Source organism: Cellulomonas soli, assembly GCF_052036975.1.
Classification (GTDB): Bacteria; Actinomycetota; Actinomycetes; order Actinomycetales; family Cellulomonadaceae; genus Cellulomonas; species Cellulomonas soli_A.
In genome coordinates this window covers 13,680-39,934 of the sequence record NZ_JBQIAR010000009.1, presented here as the reverse complement: position 1 = coordinate 39,934, position 26,255 = coordinate 13,680, and the positions used below count along the sequence as shown (strand labels likewise).

The 26,255-nt window shown below is 70.8% G+C and carries 25 protein-coding genes and 1 tRNA gene; 14 read left to right on the top strand and 12 right to left on the bottom strand.

Annotation, left to right across the window (positions count from 1 at the left end):
• Positions 1–168, bottom strand: a complete 168-nt coding sequence (gene rpmG / locus ACTHAM_RS10950; protein WP_440687297.1) for a 50S ribosomal protein L33 — start codon at positions 166–168, stop codon at positions 1–3.
• Complete coding sequence (gene rpmB / locus ACTHAM_RS10945; RefSeq protein ID WP_440687295.1) at positions 168–404, bottom strand: 50S ribosomal protein L28; 237 nt, start codon at positions 402–404, stop codon at positions 168–170. The genes rpmG and rpmB overlap by 1 nt, the downstream gene beginning before the upstream one ends.
• Positions 405–494: 90 nt before the next feature.
• Here rpmB and ACTHAM_RS10940 point away from each other — a divergent pair, with 90 nt between their 5' ends.
• The gene (locus ACTHAM_RS10940) at positions 495–1,619 is read left to right on the top strand and encodes a CobW family GTP-binding protein (RefSeq protein WP_440687293.1); all 1,125 of its coding nucleotides are present in this window, start codon (positions 495–497) and stop codon (positions 1,617–1,619) included.
• A 6-nt stretch (positions 1,620–1,625) separates the two neighbouring features.
• Here the strand turns inward: ACTHAM_RS10940 and trhA are convergent, their stop codons facing one another.
• Both trhA and ACTHAM_RS10930 read right to left on the bottom strand, forming a co-directional pair.
• Positions 1,626–2,315, bottom strand: coding sequence for a PAQR family membrane homeostasis protein TrhA (trhA, locus tag ACTHAM_RS10935; protein ID WP_440687291.1), 690 nt, complete (start codon positions 2,313–2,315; stop codon positions 1,626–1,628).
• A 166-nt stretch (positions 2,316–2,481) separates the two neighbouring features.
• A tRNA-Leu gene (locus tag ACTHAM_RS10930) sits at positions 2,482–2,555 on the bottom strand.
• A gap of 118 nt (positions 2,556–2,673) precedes the next feature.
• Between ACTHAM_RS10930 and ACTHAM_RS10925 the strand changes: the two genes are divergently transcribed.
• Both ACTHAM_RS10925 and ACTHAM_RS10920 read left to right on the top strand, forming a co-directional pair.
• Positions 2,674–3,360, top strand: a complete 687-nt coding sequence (locus tag ACTHAM_RS10925; protein ID WP_440687289.1) for an ANTAR domain-containing response regulator — start codon at positions 2,674–2,676, stop codon at positions 3,358–3,360.
• 209 nt (positions 3,361–3,569) lie between these two features.
• Complete coding sequence (locus ACTHAM_RS10920) at positions 3,570–4,835, top strand: ABC transporter substrate-binding protein (RefSeq protein WP_440687287.1); 1,266 nt, start codon at positions 3,570–3,572, stop codon at positions 4,833–4,835.
• A gap of 115 nt (positions 4,836–4,950) precedes the next feature.
• On the opposite strand, the gene ACTHAM_RS10915 is transcribed toward ACTHAM_RS10920, so the two are convergent.
• From ACTHAM_RS10915 to ACTHAM_RS10895, 5 genes are all read right to left on the bottom strand, one after another.
• A complete protein-coding gene (locus ACTHAM_RS10915; protein ID WP_440687285.1) occupies positions 4,951–5,778 on the bottom strand; it encodes an alpha/beta fold hydrolase in 828 nt (275 codons plus the stop codon).
• 97 nt (positions 5,779–5,875) lie between these two features.
• Positions 5,876–6,691, bottom strand: a complete 816-nt coding sequence (locus tag ACTHAM_RS10910; protein ID WP_440687283.1) for an ABC transporter ATP-binding protein — start codon at positions 6,689–6,691, stop codon at positions 5,876–5,878.
• Positions 6,688–7,656 (bottom strand): ABC transporter ATP-binding protein, encoded by a 969-nt coding sequence (locus ACTHAM_RS10905; protein ID WP_440687281.1) that lies wholly within the window; start codon positions 7,654–7,656, stop codon positions 6,688–6,690. Before ACTHAM_RS10905 ends, ACTHAM_RS10910 begins: the two co-directional genes overlap by 4 nt.
• Positions 7,646–8,632 carry a branched-chain amino acid ABC transporter permease gene (locus ACTHAM_RS10900; protein WP_440687279.1) on the bottom strand — a complete coding sequence of 329 codons (987 nt, stop codon included), beginning with the start codon at positions 8,630–8,632 and terminating at the stop codon, positions 7,646–7,648. The genes ACTHAM_RS10905 and ACTHAM_RS10900 overlap by 11 nt, the downstream gene beginning before the upstream one ends.
• Before the next feature lie 9 nt (positions 8,633–8,641).
• Positions 8,642–10,060 (bottom strand): branched-chain amino acid ABC transporter permease, encoded by a 1,419-nt coding sequence (locus ACTHAM_RS10895; RefSeq protein WP_440687277.1) that lies wholly within the window; start codon positions 10,058–10,060, stop codon positions 8,642–8,644.
• Between the two features lie 377 nt (positions 10,061–10,437).
• Between ACTHAM_RS10895 and ACTHAM_RS10890 the strand changes: the two genes are divergently transcribed.
• A complete protein-coding gene (locus ACTHAM_RS10890) occupies positions 10,438–11,103 on the top strand; it encodes an N-acetyltransferase family protein (RefSeq protein ID WP_440687275.1) in 666 nt (221 codons plus the stop codon).
• Here ACTHAM_RS10890 and ACTHAM_RS10885 read toward each other — a convergent pair.
• Positions 11,019–11,465, bottom strand: a complete 447-nt coding sequence (locus ACTHAM_RS10885; protein ID WP_440687273.1) for a PaaI family thioesterase — start codon at positions 11,463–11,465, stop codon at positions 11,019–11,021. The two genes, ACTHAM_RS10890 and ACTHAM_RS10885, sit on opposite strands and share 85 nt — an antisense overlap.
• On the opposite strand from ACTHAM_RS10885, the gene polA reads away from it, so the two are divergent.
• A complete protein-coding gene (gene polA, locus ACTHAM_RS10880) occupies positions 11,464–14,208 on the top strand; it encodes a DNA polymerase I (protein WP_440687271.1) in 2,745 nt (914 codons plus the stop codon). The two genes, ACTHAM_RS10885 and polA, sit on opposite strands and share 2 nt — an antisense overlap.
• Positions 14,209–14,283: 75 nt before the next feature.
• Here polA and ACTHAM_RS10875 read toward each other — a convergent pair whose 3' ends face one another.
• Positions 14,284–15,141: a class I SAM-dependent methyltransferase gene (locus ACTHAM_RS10875; RefSeq protein ID WP_440687269.1), complete on the bottom strand. Its 858-nt coding sequence runs from the start codon at positions 15,139–15,141 to the stop codon at positions 14,284–14,286.
• A gap of 184 nt (positions 15,142–15,325) precedes the next feature.
• Here ACTHAM_RS10875 and ACTHAM_RS10870 point away from each other — a divergent pair, with 184 nt between their 5' ends.
• The 8 genes from ACTHAM_RS10870 to ACTHAM_RS10835 all read left to right on the top strand — a co-directional run bounded on the left by ACTHAM_RS10870 (position 15,326) and on the right by ACTHAM_RS10835 (position 24,622).
• Positions 15,326–16,351: a 6-phosphofructokinase gene (locus ACTHAM_RS10870; RefSeq protein ID WP_440687267.1), complete on the top strand. Its 1,026-nt coding sequence runs from the start codon at positions 15,326–15,328 to the stop codon at positions 16,349–16,351.
• Positions 16,352–16,607: 256 nt separating this feature from the next.
• Complete coding sequence (rpsA, locus tag ACTHAM_RS10865; RefSeq protein ID WP_440687265.1) at positions 16,608–18,092, top strand: 30S ribosomal protein S1; 1,485 nt, start codon at positions 16,608–16,610, stop codon at positions 18,090–18,092.
• A gap of 151 nt (positions 18,093–18,243) precedes the next feature.
• On the top strand, positions 18,244–18,873 hold the full coding sequence (gene coaE, locus ACTHAM_RS10860; protein ID WP_440687263.1) for a dephospho-CoA kinase: 630 nt from the start codon (positions 18,244–18,246) through the stop codon (positions 18,871–18,873).
• A complete protein-coding gene (gene pcp, locus ACTHAM_RS10855) occupies positions 18,870–19,517 on the top strand; it encodes a pyroglutamyl-peptidase I (protein ID WP_440687261.1) in 648 nt (215 codons plus the stop codon). Before coaE ends, pcp begins: the two co-directional genes overlap by 4 nt.
• A 164-nt stretch (positions 19,518–19,681) precedes the next feature.
• On the top strand, positions 19,682–20,110 hold the full coding sequence (locus ACTHAM_RS10850) for a hypothetical protein (RefSeq protein ID WP_440687259.1): 429 nt from the start codon (positions 19,682–19,684) through the stop codon (positions 20,108–20,110).
• Positions 20,111–20,233: 123 nt separating this feature from the next.
• On the top strand, positions 20,234–22,339 hold the full coding sequence (uvrB, locus tag ACTHAM_RS10845) for an excinuclease ABC subunit UvrB (protein ID WP_440687257.1): 2,106 nt from the start codon (positions 20,234–20,236) through the stop codon (positions 22,337–22,339).
• Positions 22,340–22,602: 263 nt separating this feature from the next.
• Entirely contained in the window at positions 22,603–23,610 is a 1,008-nt protein-coding gene (locus ACTHAM_RS10840; protein WP_440687255.1) for a TerC family protein, read from the top strand.
• Positions 23,611–23,620: 10 nt separating this feature from the next.
• Entirely contained in the window at positions 23,621–24,622 is a 1,002-nt protein-coding gene (locus tag ACTHAM_RS10835; protein WP_440687253.1) for a TerC family protein, read from the top strand.
• Between the two features lie 22 nt (positions 24,623–24,644).
• Here the strand turns inward: ACTHAM_RS10835 and ACTHAM_RS10830 are convergent, their stop codons facing one another.
• Entirely contained in the window at positions 24,645–24,935 is a 291-nt protein-coding gene (locus tag ACTHAM_RS10830; protein WP_440687251.1) for a YciI family protein, read from the bottom strand.
• A gap of 128 nt (positions 24,936–25,063) precedes the next feature.
• On the opposite strand from ACTHAM_RS10830, the gene ACTHAM_RS10825 reads away from it, so the two are divergent.
• Entirely contained in the window at positions 25,064–26,233 is a 1,170-nt protein-coding gene (locus ACTHAM_RS10825) for an acyl-CoA dehydrogenase family protein (RefSeq protein ID WP_440687249.1), read from the top strand.
• The last annotated feature ends 22 nt before the right edge of the window (positions 26,234–26,255 follow it).

Here is a 26,255-nt window from a genome sequence, read left to right as displayed (position 1 = left end):
TCAGCGTTCCTCGCGGAAGTCGACGTGCCGTCGCACGACGGGGTCGTACTTCTTCAGCACGAGCCGTTCGGGGTCGTTGCGACGGTTCTTGCGGGTGACGTAGGTGAACCCGGTGCCGGCGGTGGAGCGCAGCTTGATGACGGGGCGGACGTCGGTGCGCGCGGCCATCAGACCTTCTCCCCGCGGGCGTGGATCCGGGCGACGACGACCTCGATGCCGAGCTTGTCGATGGTCTTGATCCCGCGGGCGCTGACGGTGAGGCGCACGTGCCTGCCCAGTGAGGGAACCCAGTAGCGCTTGTGCTGGATGTTGGGGTCGAACCGGCGCTTGGTGCGCCGGTGGGAGTGCGAGATCGCGTGGCCGAAGCCGGGTGAGGTCCCCAGGACCTGGCAGTGGGCTGACATGCCACGGAGCATACGTAATGAGACTCGTTATCGACAAGCGGCTAGAGTGATTCCCGTCCACCACGCCACGACGGCCCTGAAGGAGCACTCGTGAGAATCCGCAAGCCCCTGCTCGTGCTGGCGACCACCGACCCTGTCCTGCGCGACTCGGCGATCTTCGCCGTGGTCGTCGACCGCCCCGGCACCGTGGTCCTGCGTCACGACATCGTCGACGGGCCCGACGGTGGTGGCATCCGCCGGATCGTCCTCGACTCCAGCGGTGTGCACGAGGACGTGCTCGTGCCCCTCGAGCACGCCTGCCTGAGCTGCTCGGTGCGCGAGGACGCCGTGCCCACGCTCGAGCGCCTGGCGCGGGACGGACGGTGGGACGCGGTGATCCTGGCGCTGCCGGTGGCGGCGGAGTCACTTCCCGTCACGCGCGCCCTGGACGGGGTGATGCGCCATGGCGGACGACTGCGCGGGCTGAGGCTCGCGGCCGTCCTCGCGGTCGTGGACCGCGAGACGTTCGTGCACGACCTGCTCGGTGACGACCTGCTCAGCGAACGCGGCCTGGCGTTGACGCAGGACGACGGGCGCGCGGTCGGCGAGGCCCTGGCCGCCCAGGTCGGACACGCCGACGTGCTGCTCGTCGCCGGTGACACCCCACCCGGCGACGGCGGCCATCAGCAGGATCTCACCGCCTCGGACCTCATCGACCACGTGCGGCCCGGCGACGGCGTGCGGGTCGACGGCCTGTACTCCCTCGACGTGGCGGAGTTGCTGCGCCGGCACCACGACGCCCGGCTGGCCGAGCGCCGCCTCGACCCGCTGCACGCCGTCGCGGCTCCGTCAGCCCCCGAGGCGCACGGCGTCTGGACCGTGCAGCTGCACAGTGAACGGCCCCTGCACCCGGAGCGGATGCTCGACGAGGTGCACCGGCTGGGCAACGGCCCCTACCGCAGCCGCGGCCGGTTCTGGGTGCCCAGCCGCCCCGACTCGATCTGCGTGTGGGACGGCGCCGGCGGGCAGCTCTCGGTCGGGGCCATGGGCCACTGGGGCCGCCAGTCTCCGCACACCCACCTGGTCTTCACCGGCGTCGGAGAAGGGCAGGAGAACCTGCGCACGGCCTTCGAGGACATCCTCATGACCCCCGCGGAGTTCGCTCGAGGCCTGCACCCGTGGCTGGGTCGTGAGGACGTCCTCGAACCGTGGCTGGGGTCGAGATCCGCGGCGTGACCGCGACTACGCCGGCAGGACGTAGAGGTACATGAGCAGGTAGTGCAGGAAGGCGGCCACGACCACCAACGCGTGCCAGATCTCGTGGAAGCCGAAGACCCCCGGCCAGGGGTTCGGCCGCTCGATCACGAAGATCACGAACCCCGCCGAGTACACCAGGCCGCCGGCTGCCATGAGAGCCAGCGCCCCGCCCGGCACCGACATGCCCGATCCGACCAGCACCACCGGCAGCCAGCCCAGGGCGATGTACAGGGTGTTGGTGACGTACTTCGGCAGCTGGCGCAGGAGTGATCGCAGCACGATCCCGATCGCGGCGATGAGCCAGACGGCGCCCAGGACGGTCCAGCCGAACGTCGTGCGCACGAGCACCAGCACCAGCGGCGTGATCGACCCGGCGATCAGCAGGAAGACGGCCGTGTAGTCGAGCGTGCGCAGCACCTCGTTCACCCTCGGTCCGCCGTCGATGCCGTGGTGCAGCGTGCTGGACAGGAACAACGTCACGACCGACAGCCCGTAGACGGCGAACCCGACGATCTTCCACGGGTCGCCCTGCGCGCTCGCCTGGACGATCAGGAGCGCGGCGCCCATGACGGCGAAGCAGGTCGCGAACAGGTGCGAGACGGTGCTGAACCGCTCGTCCGTCACGTGCGGGCTGCCGTCCCGGCTCCGCGCGGCAGTCTCCGTCAGCCCGTCCACGATCCAGCGTCTCCTCACGCGTGTCAGAGCGCTCAGGCTACCGGGCGGAGGGTTGCGCCCGGCCGGGTCGGACTCCTCGTCCCACGCCCACCGTTCGGCGCCGGCTCGGCGGTAGCGTCAGGACGCCGCCAACGATGGGTGCCACTGTTCTTGCAGGTCACACGGGTGCCCCGAGTGGGATTCGAACCCACACTGGATCGGGTTTGAGCCGAACGCCTCTGCCGGTTGGGCTATCGGGGCCGCAGAGCAGGATAGCCCGTTCGGGCGCCCAGCATCGACGGGGTCGGGGCGTGCGGTGTGGGGCGTGTGTCCGGTCACAGGACGGTGCTGCGGCGGTCGGCCTGACGCCGACTACGCTATGCCCGTGACCACTGACGAGACCCCTGACGCGACCGAGGCGAGCGATGCGCTCGACCTGAGCACCACTGCACCCGCCGCCGCGGCGCCCAGCCCGTCGGGTCGCCCGGCCCGCCGTGCGATCGTCGCCGAGGACGAGGCTCTGATCCGCATGGACGTCGTCGAGACGCTGCGTGACGCGGGGTTCGACGTGGTCGGCGAGGCCGGCGACGGTGAGACGGCGGTGGCGCTGGCCACCCAGCTCAAGCCGGACGTCGTGGTCATGGACGTCAAGATGCCCGAGCTGGACGGCATCTCGGCTGCAGAGCGGATCGGCAAGGCGCACCTGGCGCCGGTCGTGCTGCTCACCGCGTTCTCCCAGACCGAGCTGGTGGAGCGTGCACGTGACGCGGGCGCCATGGCCTACGTCGTCAAGCCGTTCAGCCCGGCGGACCTGCTGCCGGCGGTCGAGATCGCGATCTCCCGGTACGCGCAGATCACCGCGCTGGAGTCCGAGGTCGCGGACCTGGCGGAGCGGTTCGAGACGCGCAAGCGGGTGGACCGTGCCAAGGGTCTGCTCATGACGAAGATGGGCCTGAGCGAGCCCGAGTCGTTCCGGTGGATCCAGAAGACGTCGATGGACCGTCGCCTGACGATGCGCGAGGTGGCCGACGCGGTCATCGAGCAGGTCGGTGCCGCGTCGGACTGACGTCCGGCAGCCCTGTCACGGACCCGGTCACGGACCCGGTCGCCCCTCGTCGGGCGGCCGGGTCCTTCCGTTTGTCACAAGTCAGCAACGACACATGGCGATACAACGGCCTTCACATCGTGGACACAAAGCCTCAGTACGTTCGCGCCAACTTGGGAACCCTCGTTGTGGTTCCGGGGACTCGCAGTACTCACAGAGGGGTACCACGGATGATGCGTTCGACACATGCAATGAGGGCTGCTGCCCTGGCAGGTGCCGCGGCACTCGCCCTGGCAGCGTGCAGCAGCTCGGGCACCGCGGACGACGAGACGACGGACGGCGCCGCCGAGTCGAGCCCGCTGATCATCGGCACGCTGCTGCCGCAGACGGGTTCGCTCGCCTTCCTCGGCCCGCCCGAGATCGCCGGCGTCGACCTGGCCATCGAGGAGATCAACGCGGCCGGCGGCGTCCTGGGCGCCGACGTCACCGCCGAGCACACCGACTCCTCGGACGCCGACCACGCCGAGGTCGCCACCCAGTCCGCCACGGAGCTGATCTCGAAGGACGTCTCGGTCGTCATCGGCGCCGCGTCCTCCTCGGTGACGCTCAACGTGATCGACGACATCACGGGCGCGAACATCGTGCAGATCTCGCCGGCCAACACGGCCACGAAGCTGTCGGGGTACTCGCCGTACTACTTCCGCACCGCCCCGCCGGACACCGTCCAGGGCGCTGCGCTGGGCAACCTCATCACCGGTGACGGCCACGCCAACATCGGCTTCCTCGTCTTCAACGACGACTACGGCACCTCGCTGCGGGACGTCGCCCAGGCGACCGTCGAGGAGACCGGTGCCACGGTGACCTACGGTGCCGAGGGTGCCGGCCAGGAGTTCGACCCGGCCGCCAGCAGCTTCTCCACCGACATCACGGCGCTCGTGGCGACCAACCCGGACGCCGTCGCGGTCATCGCGTTCGAGCAGACCAAGCAGATCATCCCCGAGCTGGTCGCGGCGGGCATCCCGTCCTCGGCGATCTACCTGGTCGACGGCAACACGGCCGACTACTCGGCCGACTTCGAGGCCGGCACGCTCGAGGGCGCCCAGGGCACCATCCCGGGTGCGTTCCCGAGCGAGGAGTTCCAGGAGCGGCTCAAGGGCGTCGACTCGTCGCTGACCGACTTCGCCTACGGGCCCGAGTCGTACGACGCGACGATCCTGGCGGCCCTCGCGGCGGTCAAGGGCGGCGCGACGGACGGTGAGACGATCCAGGCCAACATGGCGGCCGTCTCGGGTGCCGACGGCGGCGAGGAGTGCACGACCTTCGCCGACTGCGTCGCCCTGATCGAGGACGGCTCGGACATCCAGTACGTCGGGCAGGCGGGCATCGGCCCGTTCAACGCCGACAACGACCCGTCGTCCGCGTTCATCGGCGTCTACAAGTTCGGTGCCGACAACAAGAACGTCTGGGTGAAGGCCGTGGAGGGTTCGGTCGGCTGACCGGACACCACTCCTGACGAGGGGCCGGTGCGGGGAGAGACCCGCGCCGGCCCTTCGTCACGCCCGCGGAGTGCCGCCGGGGGACTGCCCGGCGACCGCGCCGAACCCGCTGGTGCTAGTCGCGGCCGATCTGCAGCACGCGGGTGAACCCCGGCTCGTCCGGGTCGTCGAGGATCGGGCGCCCGTCCAGCCAGCTGGAGATGACGTGCGCCAGCTCACCGGGGTGGGAGAAGTTCAGGGCGTGCGCCGCTCCCTCGATGAGCGCCACCGTCACGTGCTCCGGTGCGATCCGGCCGACCTCGCGCACGCGGGTGGGTGGCGGCATCAGGGGGTCTCGGGACCCGATGACCGCCAGAGCGGGCACGGCCACCTTCAGCAACCGTTCGAGCGAGGGGAACCGGGTGAGCTCGCCGAACAGGTTCCAGGCGTTCACCGGCCCGAACTGCAGGTAGTCGGGGACCGCGATGCGTGCCATCCGGCGGTCCTCGCGGCGAGCGTCGACCGCCAGCTGACCCACGGCGCGCGACAGCGGCTGGTTGGCTGCCCCGCCGGCGGGGGAGACGAGGACGACGCGGTCCACCCTCTCGGGTGCGTCGTGCGCGACCTCCAGGATGATCGGGCAACCCATCGAGTTGCCGACGAGGACGACCCGGTCCAGGTCGAGGGCGTCGAGCGTGGCCAGCAGCGCGTGCGCCAGGCCGGGGATGCCCAGGGTGTGGTCCCACCGCTCGCTGCGGCCGTAACCCGGCAGGTCGGGGACGAGGTTGGTCGCGCGTGCCGAGAGCCGACGCGCGGTGGGCATCATGTAGGTGCCGGAGATCGCGAAGCCGTGCACGTGCACGATCGGCAGCGCGCCGTCCACCGGCGTGCTCTCCCGGTAGAAGACCCGGTGACCCTCGACCGGGACGAAGCTCTCGACCCACCCCGTCGTGTCCTGCTCCACGAGCCGATCGTGGCAGAGCGGGACGAATCCGGCGACAGCGGAACGGGGAGGGCACCGACCTCGGTGCTCTCCCCGCCTCGGCCGCGTCCGGCCCCGTTCAGCCCTGCTGGTCCTCGGGTGCGGACGACGCCGCCGCCTCGACGTCGGCGGCCAGGGTGCCCAGGTACAGCTCGATGACCTTCGGGTCGTTCATGAGCTCACGCCCGGGACCGGAGTACGCGTTGCGGCCCTGGTCGAGCACGTACGCCCGGTCGCAGATCTGCAGGGCCCGGCGGGCGTTCTGCTCGACGATCACCACCGAGACCCCCGCCTTGTTGATCTTGCGGGTGCGGATGAACGTCTCGTCCTGACGCACGGGGGACAGGCCCGCCGAGGGTTCGTCGAGCAGCAGCACCGACGGGTCCATCATGAGCGCGCGGGCCATCGCGACCATCTGCCGCTCACCGCCCGACAGCGAGCCGGCTCGCTGCTTGCGCCGGTCCCCGAGCGTGGGGAACAGGTCGACGATGAACTCGAACCGCTCCTCGAACCGCTTGGGTGCCTGGAAGATGCCCATCTGCAGGTTCTCCTCGATGCTCAACGAGGGGAACACGTTGTTGGTCTGCGGCACGAAGCCCACACCGCGGCGGACCAACGAGTCCGCGCGGTGGTTGGTGATGTCTTCGTCCTTGAGGGTCACCGAGCCCGCCCGGATCTTCACCAGGCCGAACAGGGCCTTGAGCAGGGTGGACTTGCCGGCGCCGTTCGGCCCGATGATCCCCACCAGCTCACCGGGGTGCACCACGAGGTTGCAGCCGTTGAGGATGTCGACGCCGGGCAGGTACCCGGCGTACACGTCGGTGGCCGCCAGCAGCGGGTCGCCGGCGGGCGCCCCTCGGTGCACGGCGACGTCGCCTGCGGTGGTGGTGCTCATCGCTTCTCCTCGCGCTCGGCGTCCTCGACCAGCTCCTCGGCGGCCAGGTCCTGGGCGACCTCGTCGTCGAGGAGGCTGTCGTCGCCCAGGTCGGTGTCGTGGTGCTTGCCCAGGTACGCGTCGACCACGGCCTGGTCCTGCATGACGGACTCGGGTGGCCCCTCGGCCACGATGCGGCCCTCGGCCATCACCACGACCCAGTCGGAGATGTGCCGGACCATGTGCATGTCGTGCTCGACGAACAGCACCGTCGTGCCCTCGTCGCGCAGGGCCTGGATGTGCCCGAGCAGCGACTGCGTGAGGGCGGGGTTCACGCCGGCCATGGGCTCGTCGAGCATGACCATGGTCGGCTTGCTCATGAGCGCGCGGGCCATCTCGAGCAGCTTGCGCTGACCGCCGGACAGGCTGCCGGCGTAGTCGTCCCGCTTGGCGTCCAGCTTGAACCGGACCAGCAGCTCCTCGGCCTGCTCGGTGATCTCGCGTTCGCGTGCGCGCCACAGCGGTGGCACGAGCGCCTTGACGAGGTTCTCCCCGGGCTGGTCGGTGGCCCCCAGGCGCATGTTCTCGATGACCGTCATCCGGCTCAGCGCCTTGGTCAGCTGGAACGTGCGCACCATGCCCGAGCGGGCCACCCGCGCGGCCGGCACACCCGACAGTGATCGTCCCTCGAACGTCCACCGCCCGGTGCTCGGCTTGTCGAACCCGGTCAGCAGGTTGAACAGCGTGGTCTTGCCGGCACCGTTGGGGCCGATGAGCGCGGTGATCGCGCCGCGCTGCACCTCGAGGTGCTCGACGTCGACGGCCGTCATGCCGCCGAAGTGCCGGGTGACCTCGTCGGCGACGACGATCGCGTCGGGCTTGGGCACCCCAGGACGGTGCTCGACGAACGCCAGGTCGGCCTTGACCAGGTCGCGGCCGTTGGTGGTGGTGGCGGCGCCACGCGTCGGGGCGGACTCAGCGGACATCGATCGCCAGCTCCTTCTTGTCGCCGAGGATCCCTTGTGGTCGGAAGATCACCAGGAGCATGAGCGTGACGCCCACGACGATCCAGCCGAACTGCTCGATCTGCTCGGTGCGCATGATCGACTCGGGGACACCGGCCCGCAGGACCGACTTGATGAGCATCAGTGCGACCCAGAAGATGATCGAGCCGAGCACCGGGCCGAACACCGTGGCTGCCCCGCCGAGCAGCAGGATCGTCCAGATGAAGAACGTCATCGGTCTGCCCATGGAGTCGGGCTGCACCGCCCGGGGGAGCACGTAGATGATGCCCGCCAGCGCCCCGAACACCCCGCCCAGCACCAGCGACTGCATCTTGTAGGAGTAGACGTTCTTGCCGAGCGAGCGCACGGCGTCCTCGTCCTCGCGGATGCCCTTGAGCACACGACCCCACGGTGAGCGCAGCAGCAGCCAGACGAACAGGCACGCCAGCGCGACCACCCCCCAGCCGACCAGACGCACCCACCAGGAGTTCGACATGTTCGTCGCGTACTCGAACGGTCCGATCGCCCAGGTGGTGTCGGGGAACGGTGACAGGTCCTGGAACGTGTCCTTGTACTCGCTGCCGCGCAGGCCCGAGGAAGCGCCCGTCAGCTCGGTCAGCGCCGTCGAACGGCCGACCAGACGCACGATCTCGGCCGCGGCGATCGTCACGATGGCCAGGTAGTCGCCGCGCAGCTTCAGCGTGGGGATGCCCAGGATGATCGCGAAGACGACGGCGGCGGCGATGGCCACCAGCACGGCGGCCCACAGCGGCCACCCGGCGATGGTGGAGATCGCGAACCCGTAGGCGCCGATGAGCAGGAACCCGGCCTGGCCCATGTTCATCAGCCCGGTGAGCCCGAAGTGGATGTTAAGGCCGACGGCGGCGAGCGCGTAGGCGGCGGTCGTCGGGGCGAAGATCTCGCCCGCGGCGTTGGTGAGGATGCCGGACCAGTCCATGACGCTCCCTTAGCCGATCCGCTCCGCCCGGCCCAGGATTCCCTGGGGCCGGAAGAGCAGCACGAGGATGAGGATGAGCAGCGCACCGGCGTACCGCATGTCGCTGGGGATGACGAGGTTGGACATCTCGACGACCAGGCCGATGACGATCGAGCCCGCCAGGGCACCGAATGCCTGGCCCAGGCCACCGAGCGTCACGGCCGCGAACATCAGCAGCAGCAGCGCGCCACCCATGTTCCAGCCGGTCGCGTTCAGGTACAGGCCCATGAGGACGCCACCGAGCGCAGCCAGACCGGCCCCGACGGTCCACACGAGCCGGATGATGCCCTCCACGCTGATGCCGGAGGCCGCGGCCAGGGCCGGGTTGTCCGAGACGGCGCGTGTCGCGCGTCCCACCCGGGTACCCAGCAGGAAGTACGAGACACCGGCGAGCACGACGACGGCGATCAGCAAGGACCACAGGGACGTCTGGCTGATGCGGATCGGGCCGATCGTGACCGTCACCGGGTTCGCGGTCACGATCCGCAGCGCACCGGCGCCGAAGAAGAACTGGTACGTGTACTGCAGGGCCATCGACAGACCGATCGTGACGATCATCTGCTGCGTGGCGCCCACGCGGCGCTTGCGCAGCCGGTGCCACATCCCCGCGTCCTGCAACCACCCGCTCGCCGCGCCGAGCACGACCGCGAGCACACCGGAGACCAGCAGGGGGAGCCCGAGCGTCTGGCAGCCGATGTACGCCAGGATCCCGCCGAGGGTCACCTGCTCGCCGTGCGCGAAGTTGCTCAGGCCCGTCGTGCCGTAGATCAGGGACAGACCCACGGAGGCCAGTGCGAGCAGCACCCCGAAGACCAGACCGTTGGACGCCTGCTGCCAGACCCGCGTCCACGACACCGAGCCGCCGGAGCCCGCAGAGCTGCCCTGCTCCGCGTCCGACGGGCTGCCCGTCGCGTCGTCGGTCGCGTCAGGGGACGGCGCGGTGGTGTCCTGCGTGGGTGCGCCGAGGGGGAACAACGCCCCGGAGGACGCCCCGAGGGTCACCGCGACCGTGCGTGGGTTGGCCGCCGGGTCACGCAGCTGCTCGCCCGCGGGCAGCGTCGCCACGTCGAGCGTCACGGTGTACTCACCCGCGGTGGTCACCGCCGCCGCCCAGCGTCCGTCAGCCCCGGTCGTGGCCTCGGTGCTGGTTCCGGCACCGACGATGCCGAGACGCACGCCCGCGGCGGGTTCGCCGGCGGACGTCCGCACCGTGCCGTTGATGCAGCCCGTCGAGGCGTCCGCCGTGCAACCGGTCGTGGCTGCGGCGTGCGCCGGGGGTGCGAGCAGGACCGTCAGCGCGCACACGGCTGCCAGCAGCGCACCGGCTGCCGCCAGGACCGCGCGGCGGCGCCGGGGGGTCGTGCGGTCCAGGGTGGCGACAGATCGCACCTGGGACCTCCGTCCGTCAGTCGGGAACCGCGCCCGTCGGTGGTCGACGACGCTCGCCGGACGGGCGACGCCCGCCGGGTGTGAGGACCATAGGGACGCTTTGTGTCCTGTTGATTACGACCATGTGCGCGGCGTGGTCCGGCTCGCACGGGCCCCAGGAGCGCGGGTGACGGGCAGCCCGGGGGCGCCCGTCGTGTGAGCGTTCTCCATCCACGATGACCAGGTCGCGGACCGTTGGCGTGCAGGACTAGGCAGCAGCGACCCGGGTGAGACATGATCGTCGTCGGCACCGCCGCAGGGCAGAGGCGTCGCCTGACCATCGGATCCCTACCGTCCGTCCGTCTGGAGGCCAGTCAGCCGTGCGACCTGGTGTCGAAGTGCGCCCCGCCCGTCCCGAGGACCTGGACGACCTGGTCGACCTGTGCCTGGCCGCCCGGCAGGAGTCGGCCGTCGGCGCGCAGCTGTGCACGGACGACGCCCCGCGCCTGCGCGGGCAGATCGGCGCCCTGCTCGCTGCCCCCGGGGGACAGGTGCTGCTCGCCCGGCTCGACGAGGAGCCCGCAGGTCTGCTCATCGGCCGGCTCGTCGGCCCCGGACCCTTCACCGACGTCACCAGCCTCAACCTCGAAGCCGTGTACGTCGTCCCGGACGCACGGCGACGCGGTCTCGGCCACGCGCTGCTCAGCGGGGCGCTCGAGGTCGCCGGCGAGGCCGGGGCGACCGAGGTCTACGCAGCCCCGCTGCCCGGCGCCCGCGGCATGCACCGGTTCCTGGCCCGGCTGGGGTTCGCGCCGGTCGCCGCGCACCGCGTGGTGAGCACCAGTGCCCTGCAGCGGCGCCTCTCACCGGAAGGTGCCGGAGCCGCAGGGCGACGTGCCGCTCGCGGGCTCGAGGACCTCATCGCCCGCCGCCGCCAGGCACGTGCGGCAGGCCTGCCGACCTCGACCGGCCCTGTCGCTCAGGTGCGCGCGTCCACCAGCATGCAGGTCAGCCTCGCGGTGCAGACCGCCCGACCGGTCGAGTCCTCCACCACCACCTGGTAGCTCGCCAGGCTCGACCCCAGGTGCAGGGCCGTCGCCGTCCCCGTCACCACACCCTCGCGCACGGCACGGTGGTGCGAGGCGTTCAGCTCGATCCCCAACGCCACCCGGCCCGGACCGGCATGCGCCTGCGCCGCGTACGAGCCCACCGTCTCGGCCAGCACCGCCGACGCGCCGCCGTGCAGCACCCCGAACGGCTGGGTGTTGCCTGCTACCGGCATGGTCGCCACCGTGCGCTGGGCGCCCACCTCCACCAGCGTGATCCCCATCCGCTCCAGCAACGTCCCGTCCGTGCCCGGGATGCCGGCCGGGACTCCGGCGACCGGCTCAGGGTCCTGCTGCGCGCGTGCGGGGGTGTCGGTCATGCCCGATAGGTTGGCACCCGTGAGCGACGCGCTGCCAGCCGGCACCCCCACGACCCGCCCGAGGCTGCTGCTGGTGGACGGCCACTCGATGGCCTACCGGGCCTACTTCGCCCTCCCGGTCGAGAAGTTCGCCAGCTCCACCGGGCAACCGACCAACGCCGTCTTCGGCTTCACGTCGATGCTCGCCAACCTGCTGCGCGACGAGGCACCCACCCACGTCGCCGTGGCCTTCGACCTGGGCCGCACCACGTTCCGGACCGAGCAGTACCCGCAGTACAAGGGCACCCGCGACGCCTCACCCGAGCCCTTCAAGGGGCAGGTCCCGATCATCCGGCAGCTGCTGGAGACCATGCACGTCGCCGTCCTGGACAAGCCCAACTTCGAGGCCGACGACATCCTGGCCACGCTCGCCGCCCAGGCGCGCGCGCAAGGCATGGAGGTGCTCGTCTGCACCGGCGACCGCGACGCCCTGCAGCTCGTCAACGACGACGTCACCGTGCTGTACCCCGTCAAGGGCGTCTCCGAGCTCGCACGCATGACCCCCGCCGCGGTCGAGGCCAAGTACGGCGTACCGCCCCACCGCTACCCGGACCTGGCCGCACTGGTCGGCGAGTCCAGCGACAACCTGCCCGGCGTGCCCGGCGTCGGCCCCAAGACTGCCGCGAAGTGGATCACCGCCTACGACGGCCTCGACGGCGTGCTGGCCTCCGCCGCCTCCGTCCCCGGCAAGGCCGGCGAGTCGCTGCGCGCGCACCTCGAGCAGGTCGCGATGAACCGGCGGCTCAACCACCTCGTCGACGACCTCGACCTGCCGCTCGGGCCCGCCGACCTGGACGTGCGCCCGTGGGACCGCCCCGCCCTGCACGCGCTGCTCGACGAGCTCGAGTTCCGCACGCTGCGCGACCGGCTCTTCGCGATGCTGCCCGACGACGGCGAGGACGGTGCACCCCTCGCCCCGTCCATCCCGCTCCAGGTCGACGACCTGCCTGCCGGGGGACTGGCCGCCTGGCTCGGTGCCCACGCCGGCGTCCGCCTGGGTCTCGACGTGCGCGGCTCGGGCTCACCCGCAGGTGGCGACGCGTGGGGGGTTGCACTCGCGGACGACGAGCGCCATGCCGTGGTGCTCGACCTGGTCGACCTGGGCAGCGCCGACGAGCTCGCGCTCGCGGCCTGGTTGGCCGACCCTGCCGCACCCAAGGCCGTGCACGCGGCGAAGGTCGCCTGGCATGCGCTGGCCGGTCGGGGGCTGCCTCTGGCGGGCGTCACGTTCGACACCGAGCTCGCCGCGTACCTGTGCCAGCCTGACCGCCGCGCCTACGACCTGGCCGACCTGGCCATCGGGTACCTGCACCGCGAGCTCGGTGCGGACGACGCGTCGGCGGCGCAAGGCTCTCTGGACCTCGAGCTCGGCGGGTCCGACGAGTCGCAGCGGGCTGCCGAGCGGGCTGCGACCGTGCGCGACCTGGCCGAGGTGCTCACCGGCGAGCTCAGGGACCGTGGTGCGGCGGGGCTGCTCGACGGGCTCGAGCTGCCGCTCGTGGACGTGCTGGCGCGCATGGAGCGCACGGGCATCGCGATCGACGTCGAGTACCTGTCCGGCCTGGAACGCTCCTTCGACTCCGCGGTGCAGAACGCCGCCGCCGAGGCGTACGCGGTGATCGGGCGCGAGGTGAACCTCGGCTCGCCCAAGCAGCTGCAGGAGGTCCTCTTCGACCAGCTGGGCATGCCCAAGACGAAGAAGATCAAGACCGGCTACACCACCGACGCCGCGGCGCTGACCGACCTGTTCGCCCGCACGCAGCACCCGTTCCTGGAGCACCTGCTGGCGCACCGTGACGCGATCCGCCTGCGGCAGACCGTCGAGGGGCTGCTGCGGTCGGTGGCCGCCGACGGGCGCATCCACACCACGTTCCAGCAGACCATTGCCGCCACCGGGCGGCTGTCCTCGACCGAGCCGAACCTGCAGAACATCCCCATCCGCACCGAGGCCGGTCGGCAGATCCGGCGGGCGTTCGTCGTGGGTACGGAGCACGAGACGCTGCTCACCGCGGACTACTCGCAGATCGAGATGCGCATCATGGCCCACCTGTCCGGTGACGAGGGCCTCATCGCCGCGTTCCGTTCCGGGGAGGACCTGCACAGCTATGTCGGGTCGCGGGTGTTCGGCGTGCCGACCGACCAGGTGACCCCGGCGATGCGCTCGAAGATCAAGGCGATGAGCTACGGCCTGGCGTACGGGTTGTCGTCGTACGGGCTCTCGCAGCAGCTCTCGGTCGAGGTCGGTGAGGCGTCGGCGCTCATGGCCGACTACTTCGAGCGGTTCGGCGGGGTGCGCGACTACCTGACGGGTGTGGTGGACACCGCGCGGGCGACCGGGTGGACAGCCACGATCCTCGGCCGCCGCCGCTACCTGCCCGACCTGTCCAGCGACAACCGGCAGCGACGTGAGGTCGCCGAGCGGATGGCGCTCAACGCCCCGATCCAGGGCAGTGCCGCCGACCTCATCAAGGTCGCCATGCTCGGCGTCGACCGCGAGCTGACGGCCCGCGGGCTGCGCTCCCGCCTGCTGCTGCAGGTGCACGACGAGCTCGTGCTCGAGGTCGCGGCGGGGGAGCGCGACGAGGTCGAGGACCTGGTCCGCACGCAGATGGGTGCCGCGGGCGATGCGGTCCCCGGGGGCTTCGACGTGCCGCTCGACGTCTCGGTCGGTGTCGGCGAGAGCTGGCACGCGGCAGGGCACTGAGCGGTCCGGGTCGGCGGTCGGCGTCGAGGAGCCCGCGCACCTCGGTCCGCCGGCACAGCGCCGCCGTGGTGAGGCTCAGGTGAGGTGCGTGACGAATATCGCCGTCCCCGGGAGCCGGGCGCCCCGTACCGGTCCCCAACCACCCCAGGTGCGCGTGTGTCCTTCGGGCCAGGTCGGCTCGACCAGGCGGTCGAGGACGAACCCGGCCTCGACCAGGTCGGTCACGTGGTCGCCGAGCGTGCGGTGGTACTCGGCGTACAGCACCCGCCCGGACCGGCCCGTCTCGACGTACGGCCGCCGGTCGAAGTACGAGCGGGTCGCGGTGAGTCCGTGCTCGCCCGGGTCGTCGGGGAACGCCCAGCGCACCGGGTGCGTGACCGCGAACACCCACCGCCCTCCGGGTCGCAGCACCCGTGCCACCTCGGCGTGCACCCGTGCGGTGTCGGGCACGAAGGGGAGGGCGCCGAACGCGGTGAAGGCCACGTCGAACGAGGTGTCCGCGAACGGCAGCGCCCGCGCGTCTGCCTGGACCAGGCTCGTGCGCGTTCCCGTCAGGGCGTCGTAGCGTCGGCCCGCGTGCAGCATGCCGCCGGACACGTCGGTGGCGACCACCCGCACGCCGTGCCCGGCCAGCCACCGCGAGCACTGCGCCGCGCCGGCGCCGACCTCGAGCACGGTGGCCCCGGCGACGTCACCGAGCAGGTGCGCGTCGGCCTCCCGCAGACCTTCGGGGCACCAGCAGAAGTCCGCCGGGCCCAGGAACTCCCCGTGCTCGTCCAGGTACTCCTCGGCGTTCGCGTCCCACCAGCCGCGTCCTGCTCGTCCGCCGTCGTCGTCGGGGACCTCGCGGTAGCCGGCGTCCTCGAGCGTGTCCTCGAACGGTTCGGGCCTCGAGCGGCCCGTCCCGGGCGCGGGGGATGGTGTGGTGCTCATCCGCCCAGTGTCCCCGAGTGCGCACCGCACGAGCGCGACCCGCGGCGCGCCTGGGACCGAAGGCACGGCCGGGCCGCGCATCGCTCGATAGGCTGAACGCACGGAAGCCCGACGACGCGCTCCGTTCCCCCTGATCAGCCCTGAAGCGGGACCCGTGGGTCCCGGTGTCGAAGGAGTGCCCAGCGTGCGAGTCGGACTGCTGACCGGTGGCGGCGACGTCCCGGGCCTGAACGCCGCGATCCGAGCGGTCGTCAAGCGAGGCGAAGGGGAGCACGGCCACTCGATCGTCGGCTTCCGCAACGGGTGGCGGGGGGTCGTGGACGGTGACGTCCAGCCGTTGACCCGCGGCCACATCCGCAACGTGCTGTCGGTGGGCGGCACGCTCCTGGGCACCGCGCGGTACCACCCCCACTCCTCGGACGGTGGCCTGGACGCGGTGATGGCCACGCTGGAGGCGGAGCGGATCGAGGCGCTGATCTGCATCGGCGGTGACGGCACGCTGCACGCGGCGTCGAAGGTGGCCGAGGCCGGGGTGAAGATCGTCGCGATCCCCAAGACCATCGACAACGACGTGTGGGGCACCGACCGTTCGATCGGCTTCGACTCCGCGGTGTCCATCGCGACCGAGGCGGTCGACCGGATCCACACCACGGCCGAGTCCCACAACCGCGTCATGATCGTCGAGGTCATGGGCCGCACCGCGGGCTGGATCGCGGTCACGGCGGGTATCGCCGGCGGTGCCGAGCTGGTGCTGGCGCCCGAGGACCCGTTCGACATCGAGAAGGTGGTGCGGTTCCTCAAGCACCGTCACCGCGCGCACGCGAACTTCTCCATCGTGGTGGTCGCCGAGGGGGCCGTGCCCGCCGAGGGCACCGCCATGCACTACGAGACGCAGGTCGGCAAGTTCGGCGAGATCGTCGCCGGCGCGATCGGCGAGCGGCTCAAGGCCGAGATCGAGGCGCGCACCGGGTTCGACACGCGTGTCACGGTGCTGGGTCACACGCAGCGCGGTGGCGTTCCCACGCCGACCGACCGGATCCTGGGCTCGCGGTTCGGGGTCGCGGCGATCGACGCGATCACCCGCGGTGAGTCGAACGTGATGACTGCGCTGCGTGGCGAGGAGGTCGTGCTCGTCCCGCTGAGCGAGGTCGCCGGCAAGGTCAAGCACGTCCCGGCCAGCCTCCTGGACGTGGCCCGGGCGCTCGCCTGACCGGTCCGAGCGGTGCGGCGGCGGCCGCTGGACGTCGTGATGTCCGGCTGCCGCCGTGCCACTCCGGTGACACTGCGGTCGAGGGCCCCCGGCCCTTTGACCACCCCTCGTCCCACCGATAGGGTGGACGGCGGTGCCGCGCGCCTTCATGCACTCGCAGAGGCGGGCCCCGCACCGCACCACGCAGGTCCCGTGCCGTCCGGCACGCACCCTTCTGTCCGCACAACTTCCTGTCCGTATCGGAGCCCATCCCTACATGAGCATCTCCACCCCCGCGAAGCCCGCAAGCCCGCAGGTCGCGGTCAACGACATCGGCTCGGCCGAGGACTTCCTCGCAGCCGTCGACGCCACCATCAAGTACTTCAACGATGGCGACATCGTCGAGGGCACCATCGTCAAGGTCGACCGCGACGAGGTCCTTCTCGACATCGGCTACAAGACCGAGGGCGTCATCCCCTCCCGTGAGCTGTCCATCAAGCACGACGTGGACCCCGGTGAGGTCGTCAAGGTCGGCGACGCGGTCGAGGCCCTGGTTCTCCAGAAGGAGGACAAGGAAGGCCGGCTGATCCTGTCGAAGAAGCGTGCGCAGTACGAGCGCGCGTGGGGCACGATCGAGAAGATCAAGGAGGAGGACGGCGTCGTCACCGGCACCGTCATCGAGGTCGTCAAGGGCGGCCTCATCCTCGACATCGGTCTGCGCGGCTTCCTGCCCGCCTCGCTCGTCGAGATGCGTCGTGTGCGCGACCTCCAGCCGTACGTCGGCAAGGAGATCGAGGCCAAGATCATCGAGCTCGACAAGAACCGCAACAACGTGGTCCTGTCGCGCCGTGCCTGGCTCGAGCAGACGCAGTCCGAGGTCCGCTCGACCTTCCTGCAGACGCTGCAGAAGGGCCAGGTCCGGCCCGGTGTCGTGTCCTCGATCGTCAACTTCGGTGCGTTCGTCGACCTGGGTGGCGTGGACGGCCTCGTGCACGTCTCCGAGCTGTCCTGGAAGCACATCGACCACCCGTCCGAGGTCGTCGAGGTCGGCCAGGAGGTCACCGTCGAGGTGCTCGACGTCGACTTCGACCGCGAGCGTGTCTCCCTGTCGCTGAAGGCGACGCAGGAGGACCCGTGGCAGGCCTTCGCCCGCACGCACGCCATCGGCCAGGTCGTCCCCGGCAAGGTCACCAAGCTCGTCCCGTTCGGTGCGTTCGTGCGCGTCGAGGACGGCATCGAGGGCCTGGTGCACATCTCGGAGCTGGCCGTGCGCCACGTCGAGATCCCGGAGCAGGTCGTCCAGGTCGGCGACGACGTCTTCGTCAAGGTCATCGACATCGACCTGGAGCGTCGCCGCATCTCGCTGTCGCTCAAGCAGGCGAACGAGGGCTTCGACCCGGCCAGCGAGGACTTCGACCCCGCGCTGTACGGCATGGCGGCGGAGTACGACGAGGCCGGCAACTACAAGTACCCCGAGGGCTTCGACTCGGCCACGAACGAGTGGCTCGAGGGCTTCGAGACGCAGCGTGAGGCGTGGGAGGCGGAGTACGCCAAGGCCCACGAGCGCTGGGAGGCTCACCGCAAGCAGGTCGCCGACGCCGCCAAGGCGGACGCCGAGGCCGCTGGCGAGGCGTCGACCGGTGGCGCCGGTGGCGGCGGGGCCGTCCCGTCGACCTACTCGTCCTCGACGGAGGAGGCCACCGGCACCCTCGCGTCCGACGAGGCGCTCGCCGCTCTGCGCGAGAAGCTCACGGGCAACTGACCTCGCGGGGCATCGCCCCGCCCGGTTCCTTCGACGGGCCGGTCACCCTCCGGGGTGGCCGGCCCGTCGGCGTTGTGCCTGCCCCGACCGTGGGCGCACCGCGCAGGTGTGACGCACTGCGCGCGCCGACGACCTCGGGCAGGATGGGGCGATGCAACGGATCGGGTTGACCGGGGGGATCGCGGCAGGCAAGTCCGTCGCGGCCCGACGTCTGACCGAGCTCGGGGCGGTGGTCGTGGACAGTGACGCGCTGGCCCGGGAGGCCGTTGCGCCGGGCACCCCCGGGTTGGAGGCCGTCGTCGAGGAGTTCGGGGCCGGTGTGCTGGCGGAGGACGGTTCGCTCGACCGGGCGGCGCTGGCGGACGTGGTGTTCGCCGACGGTGCCGCCCTGGCGCGGCTGAACGCGATCGTGCACCCGATCGTGCGGCGCCTGGCCGCTGAGCGCGAGGCTGCTGCCGCCGCCGCGGACCGTGGCGCGGTCGTGGTGCACGACATCCCGCTGCTGGTGGAGACCGGGCAGGCGGACACGTTCCACGTGCTCGTGGTCGTGCACGCGCCGGCGGTGCTGCGCGTCGAACGCCTGGTGCGGCTGCGGGGGATGCCACGTGAGCAGGCCGAGGCGCGGGTGGCGGCGCAGGCCGCGGACGAGGAGCGGTTGGCGGTGGCCGACGTCGTGCTTGACGGCGAGGGGTCGGACGACGACCTGCGCGCCCAGGTCGACGCGCTCTGGGAGCGACTGGCGGTCGAGCGCGCCGACGAGCTGTCGGCTGACGTGCTGTGAGTCGGGTCCTGCTGACCGGTTTCGGCCCGTTCGAGAACCAGCCGCTGAACGCCTCGTGGCGAGCCGTGCTGGGTGTCGCCGCGGTCTGGGACGACCGGACCGAGGGTGCCGAGCTCGTGGTGCGCGAGCTCCCGGTCTCGTTCCGCCGCGCTCCGACGGTCCTGGAGTCGGCGATCGTGGACCTGCGACCTGACGTGGTGGTCTGCGTCGGCGAGGCGGGAGGTCGCGCGGCGGTCGGCGTGGAACGACTCGCGGTGAACCTGGTCGATGCGAGGATCGCCGACGTCGACGGTGCCGCGCCGATCGACGTGCCGGTGGTCCCAGGGGCGGCGGTCGCGCACCTCTCGACGTTGCCGGTGAAAGCGTGCGTGGAGGCGGTGCGTGCCGTCGGCGTCGCAGCCGAGGTCTCGATGTCGGCGGGGACGTACGTGTGCAACGCGACGTTCTTCGCCCTGATGCACACCTTGCGTGCCGAGCCCACGACCCGCGCGGGGTTCGTGCATGTGCCGCGGCTGCCCGAGCAGGTGGCTCCGGGTGCGCCGAGCCTGGCCGCGGAAGGAGCCGTCGCGGCGCTGCTGGCGGTGCTGCGTGCAGCGATCACCGTGACGCAGGACCTACCGGTCTCTGCCGGCTCGTTGTCCTGAGGCGCGGATCGCGTCGGCCGTCGTACAGCCGACCGGGTGAAGACGCGGTCCGGTCGGTGGCCGCCCCCTCGTGGACGGGCGCCCATGTTCGCTACGGTGCGTCCAGGTCCGGTCATGGCGGTGTCGACGGCGACACCGCACCGGCAGATCCTGGAGGGGCCTCGATGGTGAAGCCTGCACAGACCCGCGCGTCCGTGTCGATCGGGACGAGCCTGCCTGCGCCGCGTGTGCTCGAGCTGGCCGAGCAGGCCGTGCGGGGCGTGAGCGACCCCGACCGGCGTCTGCGCGCGGTGGAGCGGACCTCCTCGGCGGTCGACCTGGTGGTTCGCCCGCTGGGTGAGAAGACGGAGATCCTGCGCTTCGACGTGCGGGTCGACCGGGGCGGCGGGCGGACGACCGTGCGGACCTCGATCGTGGACTTCGGCCTGGAGACCGGCGCCATGAAGGCGCTGGTACCTGCTGTGCGCCGCAAGATCCTCGGGTTCTCGATGTACCAGACCTACATGCAGCAGCTGGCCTCGGCGGTGCAGACCGAGGACCCGATGGCGACCGTCACCCTGACCTCCGGCGACTGGCGTGAGACGGACACCTGATCGGCCGGTGAGAGGGCACGGGTCGGCTGCCGGCGGGCGGCTGCCGGGCCGCTGACCGGTGGGCGGGTGCAGGGCGGACGGCGGCCCGGCGCCGGTGTCGGTGGGGGCACGTACCGTGGTCCCATGCGACCTGTCACCGAGCTGCAGCGGACCGTCGCCCCGTTCGAGGTGGTGTCCGAGTACACCCCGTCGGGCGACCAGCCCACGGCCATCGCCGAGCTGACCGCACGGCTGCGTGCGGGGGAGAAGGACATCGTCCTGCTGGGTGCCACCGGCACCGGCAAGTCGGCGACCACGGCCTGGTTGATCGAGCAGGTGCAGCGCCCGACGCTGGTCATGGCGCCGAACAAGACGCTGGCGGCGCAGCTGGCGACCGAGTTCCGCGAGCTGCTGCCGAACAACGCCGTCGAGTACTTCGTGTCGTACTACGACTACTACCAGCCCGAGGCGTACATCGCCCAGACGGACACCTACATCGAGAAGGACTCCTCGATCAACGACGAGGTCGAGCGGCTGCGGCACTCGGCGACGAGCTCCCTGCTGACGCGCCGCGACGTGGTGGTCGTGGCTACCGTGTCGTGCATCTACGGCCTGGGCACCCCTCAGGAGTACGTCGACCGGATGGTGACCCTCGCCGTGGGTGACCAGGTCGACCGCGATCAGCTGCTGCGGCAGTTCGTGACGATGCAGTACACGCGCAACGACCTGGCGTTCACCCGGGGGACGTTCCGGGTGCGGGGCGACACCGTGGAGATCATCCCGGTGTACGAGGAGCTGGCGATCCGGATCGAGTTCTTCGGCGACGAGATCGAGGCGATCGCCACGCTGCACCCGCTGACGGGTGACGTGGTGCGGTCCGAGCGGCAGATGCACATCTTCCCGGCCACCCACTACGTCGCCGGCCCGGAGCGCATGGAGCGGGCGATCGGGGGCATCGAGGCCGAGCTCGCCGACCGCCTGGACGAGCTGGAGCGGCAGAACAAGCTGCTCGAGGCGCAGCGGCTGCGCATGCGCACCACGTACGACATCGAGATGATGCGCCAGATCGGTTCGTGCTCCGGCATCGAGAACTACTCGCGGCACATCGACGGTCGGGCCCCGGGTTCGGCGCCGAACACCCTGATCGACTACTTCCCGGAGGACTTCCTCCTGGTCATCGACGAGTCGCACGTGACCGTTCCGCAGATCGGTGCGATGTACGAGGGCGACCGTTCCCGCAAGCGTGCCCTGGTCGACCACGGCTTCCGGCTGCCGAGCGCGGTGGACAACCGACCCTTGCGCTGGGACGAGTTCGTCGAGCGCATCGGTCAGGCCGTGTACCTGTCGGCGACACCGGGCAGCTACGAGATGTCGATGTCCGACGGGTTCGTCGAGCAGATCATCCGGCCGACCGGGCTGGTCGACCCCGAGGTCGTGGTCAAGCCGACGCAGGGGCAGATCGACGACCTGCTCGGTGAGATCCGCGATCGTGCGCAGCGCAACGAGCGTGTGCTGGTGACCACCCTGACCAAGAAGATGGCCGAGGACCTCACCGACTACCTGCTCGAGAAGGGTGTGCGGGTGCGCTACCTGCACTCCGAGGTCGACACGCTGCGGCGCGTCGAGCTGCTGCGTGAGCTGCGCATGGGCGAGTACGACGTGCTGATCGGCATCAACCTGCTGCGGGAGGGTCTCGACCTGCCGGAGGTGTCCCTCGTGGCGATCCTCGATGCCGACAAGGAGGGGTTCCTGCGTTCGGGTACCTCGCTGATCCAGACGATCGGTCGCGCGGCCCGCAACGTGTCGGGTCAGGTGCACATGTATGCCGACCGCGTCACGGCGGGCATGGCGCTGGCCATCGAGGAGACCACCCGTCGCCGGGAGCGGCAGGTGGCCTACAACCTGGAGCACGGGATCGACCCCACGCCGCTGCGCAAGAAGATCGGCGACATCACCGACCTGCTGGCTCGTGAGGACGCCGACACCGCCGAGCTGCTGGGGGGTGCTGGCCGGCAGGCGAGTCGCGGCAAGGCGCCGGTGCCGGGCTTCGGGTCGAAGGCCGCTGCGCCGTCCGAAAGGACCAGGCTGACCGGTGCGGCGGCCGGCGAGCTGGCCGACCTGATCCAGGAGCTGACCGGGCAGATGCACGCGGCGGCCGGCGAGCTGCAGTTCGAGCTGGCGGCACGGCTGCGCGACGAGATCTCCGGGCTGAAGAAGGAGCTGCGTCAGATGCAGGCGGCGACGGCCTGAGCGACGGCAGGGGCACGGTGCCGCCCGCGCGCCCTCGGGCGTTGCTGGCGTGCCCGGGTGCCGCGTTCCGCGCTCCGCGGTGCGGACGGGCTGAGGGCCTCGGGCAGGATGCCCTATGCTTGGGCGCGCAGTGGAGGGGAGTATCCCGACACGGTGCTCCCGTCATCACGGCCGACGTCGACGTCTGCCCGGGGGCATCGGCCCGGCAGTCGCCAGGGCGGGAGAGACCTCCGGTACCTACCCCTACGTACCGGAGGTGACCTATGTCTGTTGACCTGTGGGTCTGGCTCGTGACCGCGGCCGCCGTGGTCGGCATGGTCGTGTTCGACTTCTACGCGCACGTGCGCACGCCGCACGCCCCGAGCTTCAGCGAGTCGGCGCGGTGGTCGGTGTTCTACATCGCCCTGGCCGTCGTGTTCGGCATCGGCCTGGGGATCGTGTGGGGTTGGGGGCACGGCTCGGAGTACTTCGCGGGTTACATCACCGAGAAGAGCCTGTCCGTCGACAACCTCTTCGTCTTCCTCATCATCATGACGAAGTTCGCGGTGCCTCGGGAGTACCAGCAGAAGGTCCTGCTGGTGGGCGTGGTGATCGCCCTGGTGCTGCGGACCGTGTTCATCCTGCTCGGTGCCGCGGCCATCGCCCAGTTCTCCTGGGTGTTCTACCTGTTCGGTGCGTTCCTCATCTACACCGCGATCAAGCTCGCCCGCGAGAACCACGACTCCGACGGTGACGTGCGCGACGAGCCCGCCCCGGGTGGTTTCGCCGTGCGCACGCTCAAGCGCTTCGTGCCGACCACCGAGGAGTACCACGGTGACCGGCTGTCGGTCCGGATCGACGGCAAGCGCTACCTGACCCCGATGCTCGTGGTGATGGTGGCGATCGGCTCCACCGACGTGCTCTTCGCCCTCGACTCGATCCCGGCGATCTACGGCCTGACCAAGGAGCCGTACATCGTCTTCACCACCAACGCCTTCGCGCTGCTGGGCCTGCGCCAGCTGTACTTCCTGCTCGGCGGGCTGCTCGAGCGGCTGGTGTACCTCTCCCAGGGCCTGTCGGTGATCCTCGGGTTCATCGGCGTGAAGCTGCTGCTGGAGGCGTTGCACACCAACGAGGTCCCGTTCATCAACGGCGGTGAGCACGTCGAGTGGGCGCCCGAGATCCCGATCTGGCTGTCCATGACCGTCATCCTGGGCACGTTGGCCGTCGCCACGGTCGCGAGCCTCTACGCCACCCGCAACGACCGCAAGCCTGCGGTCACCGAGAGCTGAGGTCCACCCGGTGCACGTCGAACCCCTTGTCTGGCTGGTCTCCCTCGGACTGGTCGGAGCGCTGCTGTTCGTCGACGTGGCCGTGGTGGGGCGCCGACCGCACGTCCCGACGACGTCGGAGTGCCTGCGCTACCTCGCGTTCTACGTGGGGCTGGCAGTGGTCTTCGGCGTCGTCGTGTGGGCGCTGTGGGGTGGGCAGTACGCGGGGGAGTTCTACGCCGGCTGGATCACCGAGTACTCGTTGTCGGTGGACAACCTGTTCGTGTTCCTGCTGATCATGAGCCGGTTCGCCGTCCCCCGGCAGTACCAGCAGGCGGCGCTGCTCGTCGGGATCATCCTGGCGCTGGTGTTCCGCGGGGTGTTCATCGCCGCGGGTGCCGCCGTGATCTCCGCGTTCAGCTGGGTGTTCTACCTGTTCGGCGCGTTCCTGGTGTGGACGGCGTGGAAGGTGGGCCGCGAGGGCGACACCGACGGCGAGGAGGAGTTCCACCCGCCGCTGCTGCTGCGCCTGGTGCAGAAGTGGTTCCCGTCGACGCCCGACTACCACGGCGTACGGCTGACGGTCGTGGAGAACGGTCGGCGGCTGGTGACACCCATGCTCATCGTGCTGGTGGCGTTGGGCGCCACGGACCTGCTGTTCGCCTTCGACTCGATCCCGGCGATCTTCGGCCTGACGAGCGAGCCGTACCTGGTGCTCATGGCGAACCTGTTCGCCCTGATGGGCCTGCGGCAGCTGTACTTCCTGCTGGGGGGTCTGCTGACGCGCCTGGTCTACCTCAACGTCGGGCTCGCGGTGCTGCTGGGCTTCATCGGCGTGAAGCTGGTGCTGCACGCGCTGCACGAGAACGAGGTGCCGTTCATCAACGGCGGTCAGCCGGTGAGCGGCCTGCCGGAGATCTCCATCGGTGTCTCGCTCGCGGCGATCGTCGTGATCCTGTCGGTGACGACCGCGGCGAGCCTGGCCCGTTCGCGCCGTGACGAGCGCGCGGCGGCGGCAGCCGGCGAGGACTGAGACGGCGGCTGGTGCCGCCCGCTCACAGTCCTGCTGACCAGGGGCCGATGACCGGCGACCACTCGCGCACGTCGGTCCGCGAGATCAGGTGGTGCTGCGCGAAGGGGTCGCCGGCCAGCGCCGCCTCGAGCGAGGCGCGGTCGCTCGTGCGCAGGACGAGCAGCGCACCGGCCTCACCGCCGACGAACGGTCCGGTGCCGAGCGCGACGCCGGACTCGGCCAGTGCACCCAGGTAGGCGCGGTGCTCGGGGCGGACCGCGTCGAGCGCGGCAGGATCGGTGACGTAGGTGTACGTGACGGCGTAGACGGGCATGTCTCGATCCTGCCGCACCGACGGATGCGGTGGGAGAGTGATCCCATGACGTCTTCGAACGATGGCACCGGCATGCCTGCGGGCACCCGGTCGCCGCACATCTCCTCCTCCTTCGGGGCGTGAGCGCCATGACGACGCCCCCGACGCCGCTTCCGGTGCTGTCCGAGGAGCTGCTGGCCCGCATCCACTCCCGCGCCGACGGTCACGACCGTGACAACACGTTCCCGCACGAGGACCTGGCCGACCTGGCCGAGGTCGGTTACCTGCGTGCGTTCGTGCCGCACGAGCTCGGCGGTCTGGGGCTCACTCTCGAGCAGGTGGCGCGCGAGCAGGTGCGCCTGGCGGCGGCCGCCCCGGCGACCGCGCTGTCGGTCAACATGCACCTGGTCGTCACCGGTATCGCCGCGGTGCTCGACGCCCGGGGCGACGACAGCCTGCACTTCGTCCTGGAGGACGCCGCCGCCGGTGAGGTGTTCGCGTTCGGCAACTCCGAGGGCGGCAACGACCTGGTCATGTTCGACTCGCGCACCCGGGCGCAGCGCCAGCCGGACGGTGCCTACCGGTACACGGGGACGAAGATCTTCACCTCGCTGTCGCCGGTGTGGACCCGATTGGCCACCTTCGGCCGGGACGACGACGCCGAGGGCGGCCCGGTGCTGGTGCACGCAGTGGTGCCCCGCGACGCTGCCGGGATCACCGTGAAGGACGACTGGGACACCGTCGGGATGCGGGCGACCCAGAGCTGCACGACCGTGCTGGACGGTGTCCTTGCCCCCGCCGAGCGCGTCTACCGGGTGCTGCCGGTCGGGCCCAGCCGGGACCCGTTCGTCTTCGCGCTGTTCGCGGTCTTCGAGATCCTGCTGGCCGCCTGCTACACGGGGATCGGTCGACGTGCGCTCGAGCTGGCGGTGGCCGCGGCGCAGCGACGGACCTCGATGAAGAACGGCGGGCGCACCTACGCCCAGGACCCGGACATCCGGTGGAAGGTCGCCGAGGCGGCCATCGCGCAGGACGGCATCGAGCCCCAGGTGTGGTCGCTGGCCAGGGACGTCGACGAGCAGGTCGACCACGGTGCCCAGTGGTTCCCGCGGCTCGTGGGGCTCAAGGTGCGTGCCACGGAGAACGCCCGCGTCGTGGTCGACCAGGCGATCCGTGTCGCCGGAGGGTCGAGCTACTTCACCGGCAACGAGCTCGGCAGGCTCTACCGCGACGTCCTTGCGGGCATCTTCCACCCCTCCGACGGGGAGTCCGCGCACTCCACCGTCGCGAACGCCTGGCTGGGCCCCGTCGAACCCTGACCTGCCAAAGGACTGGACCGGT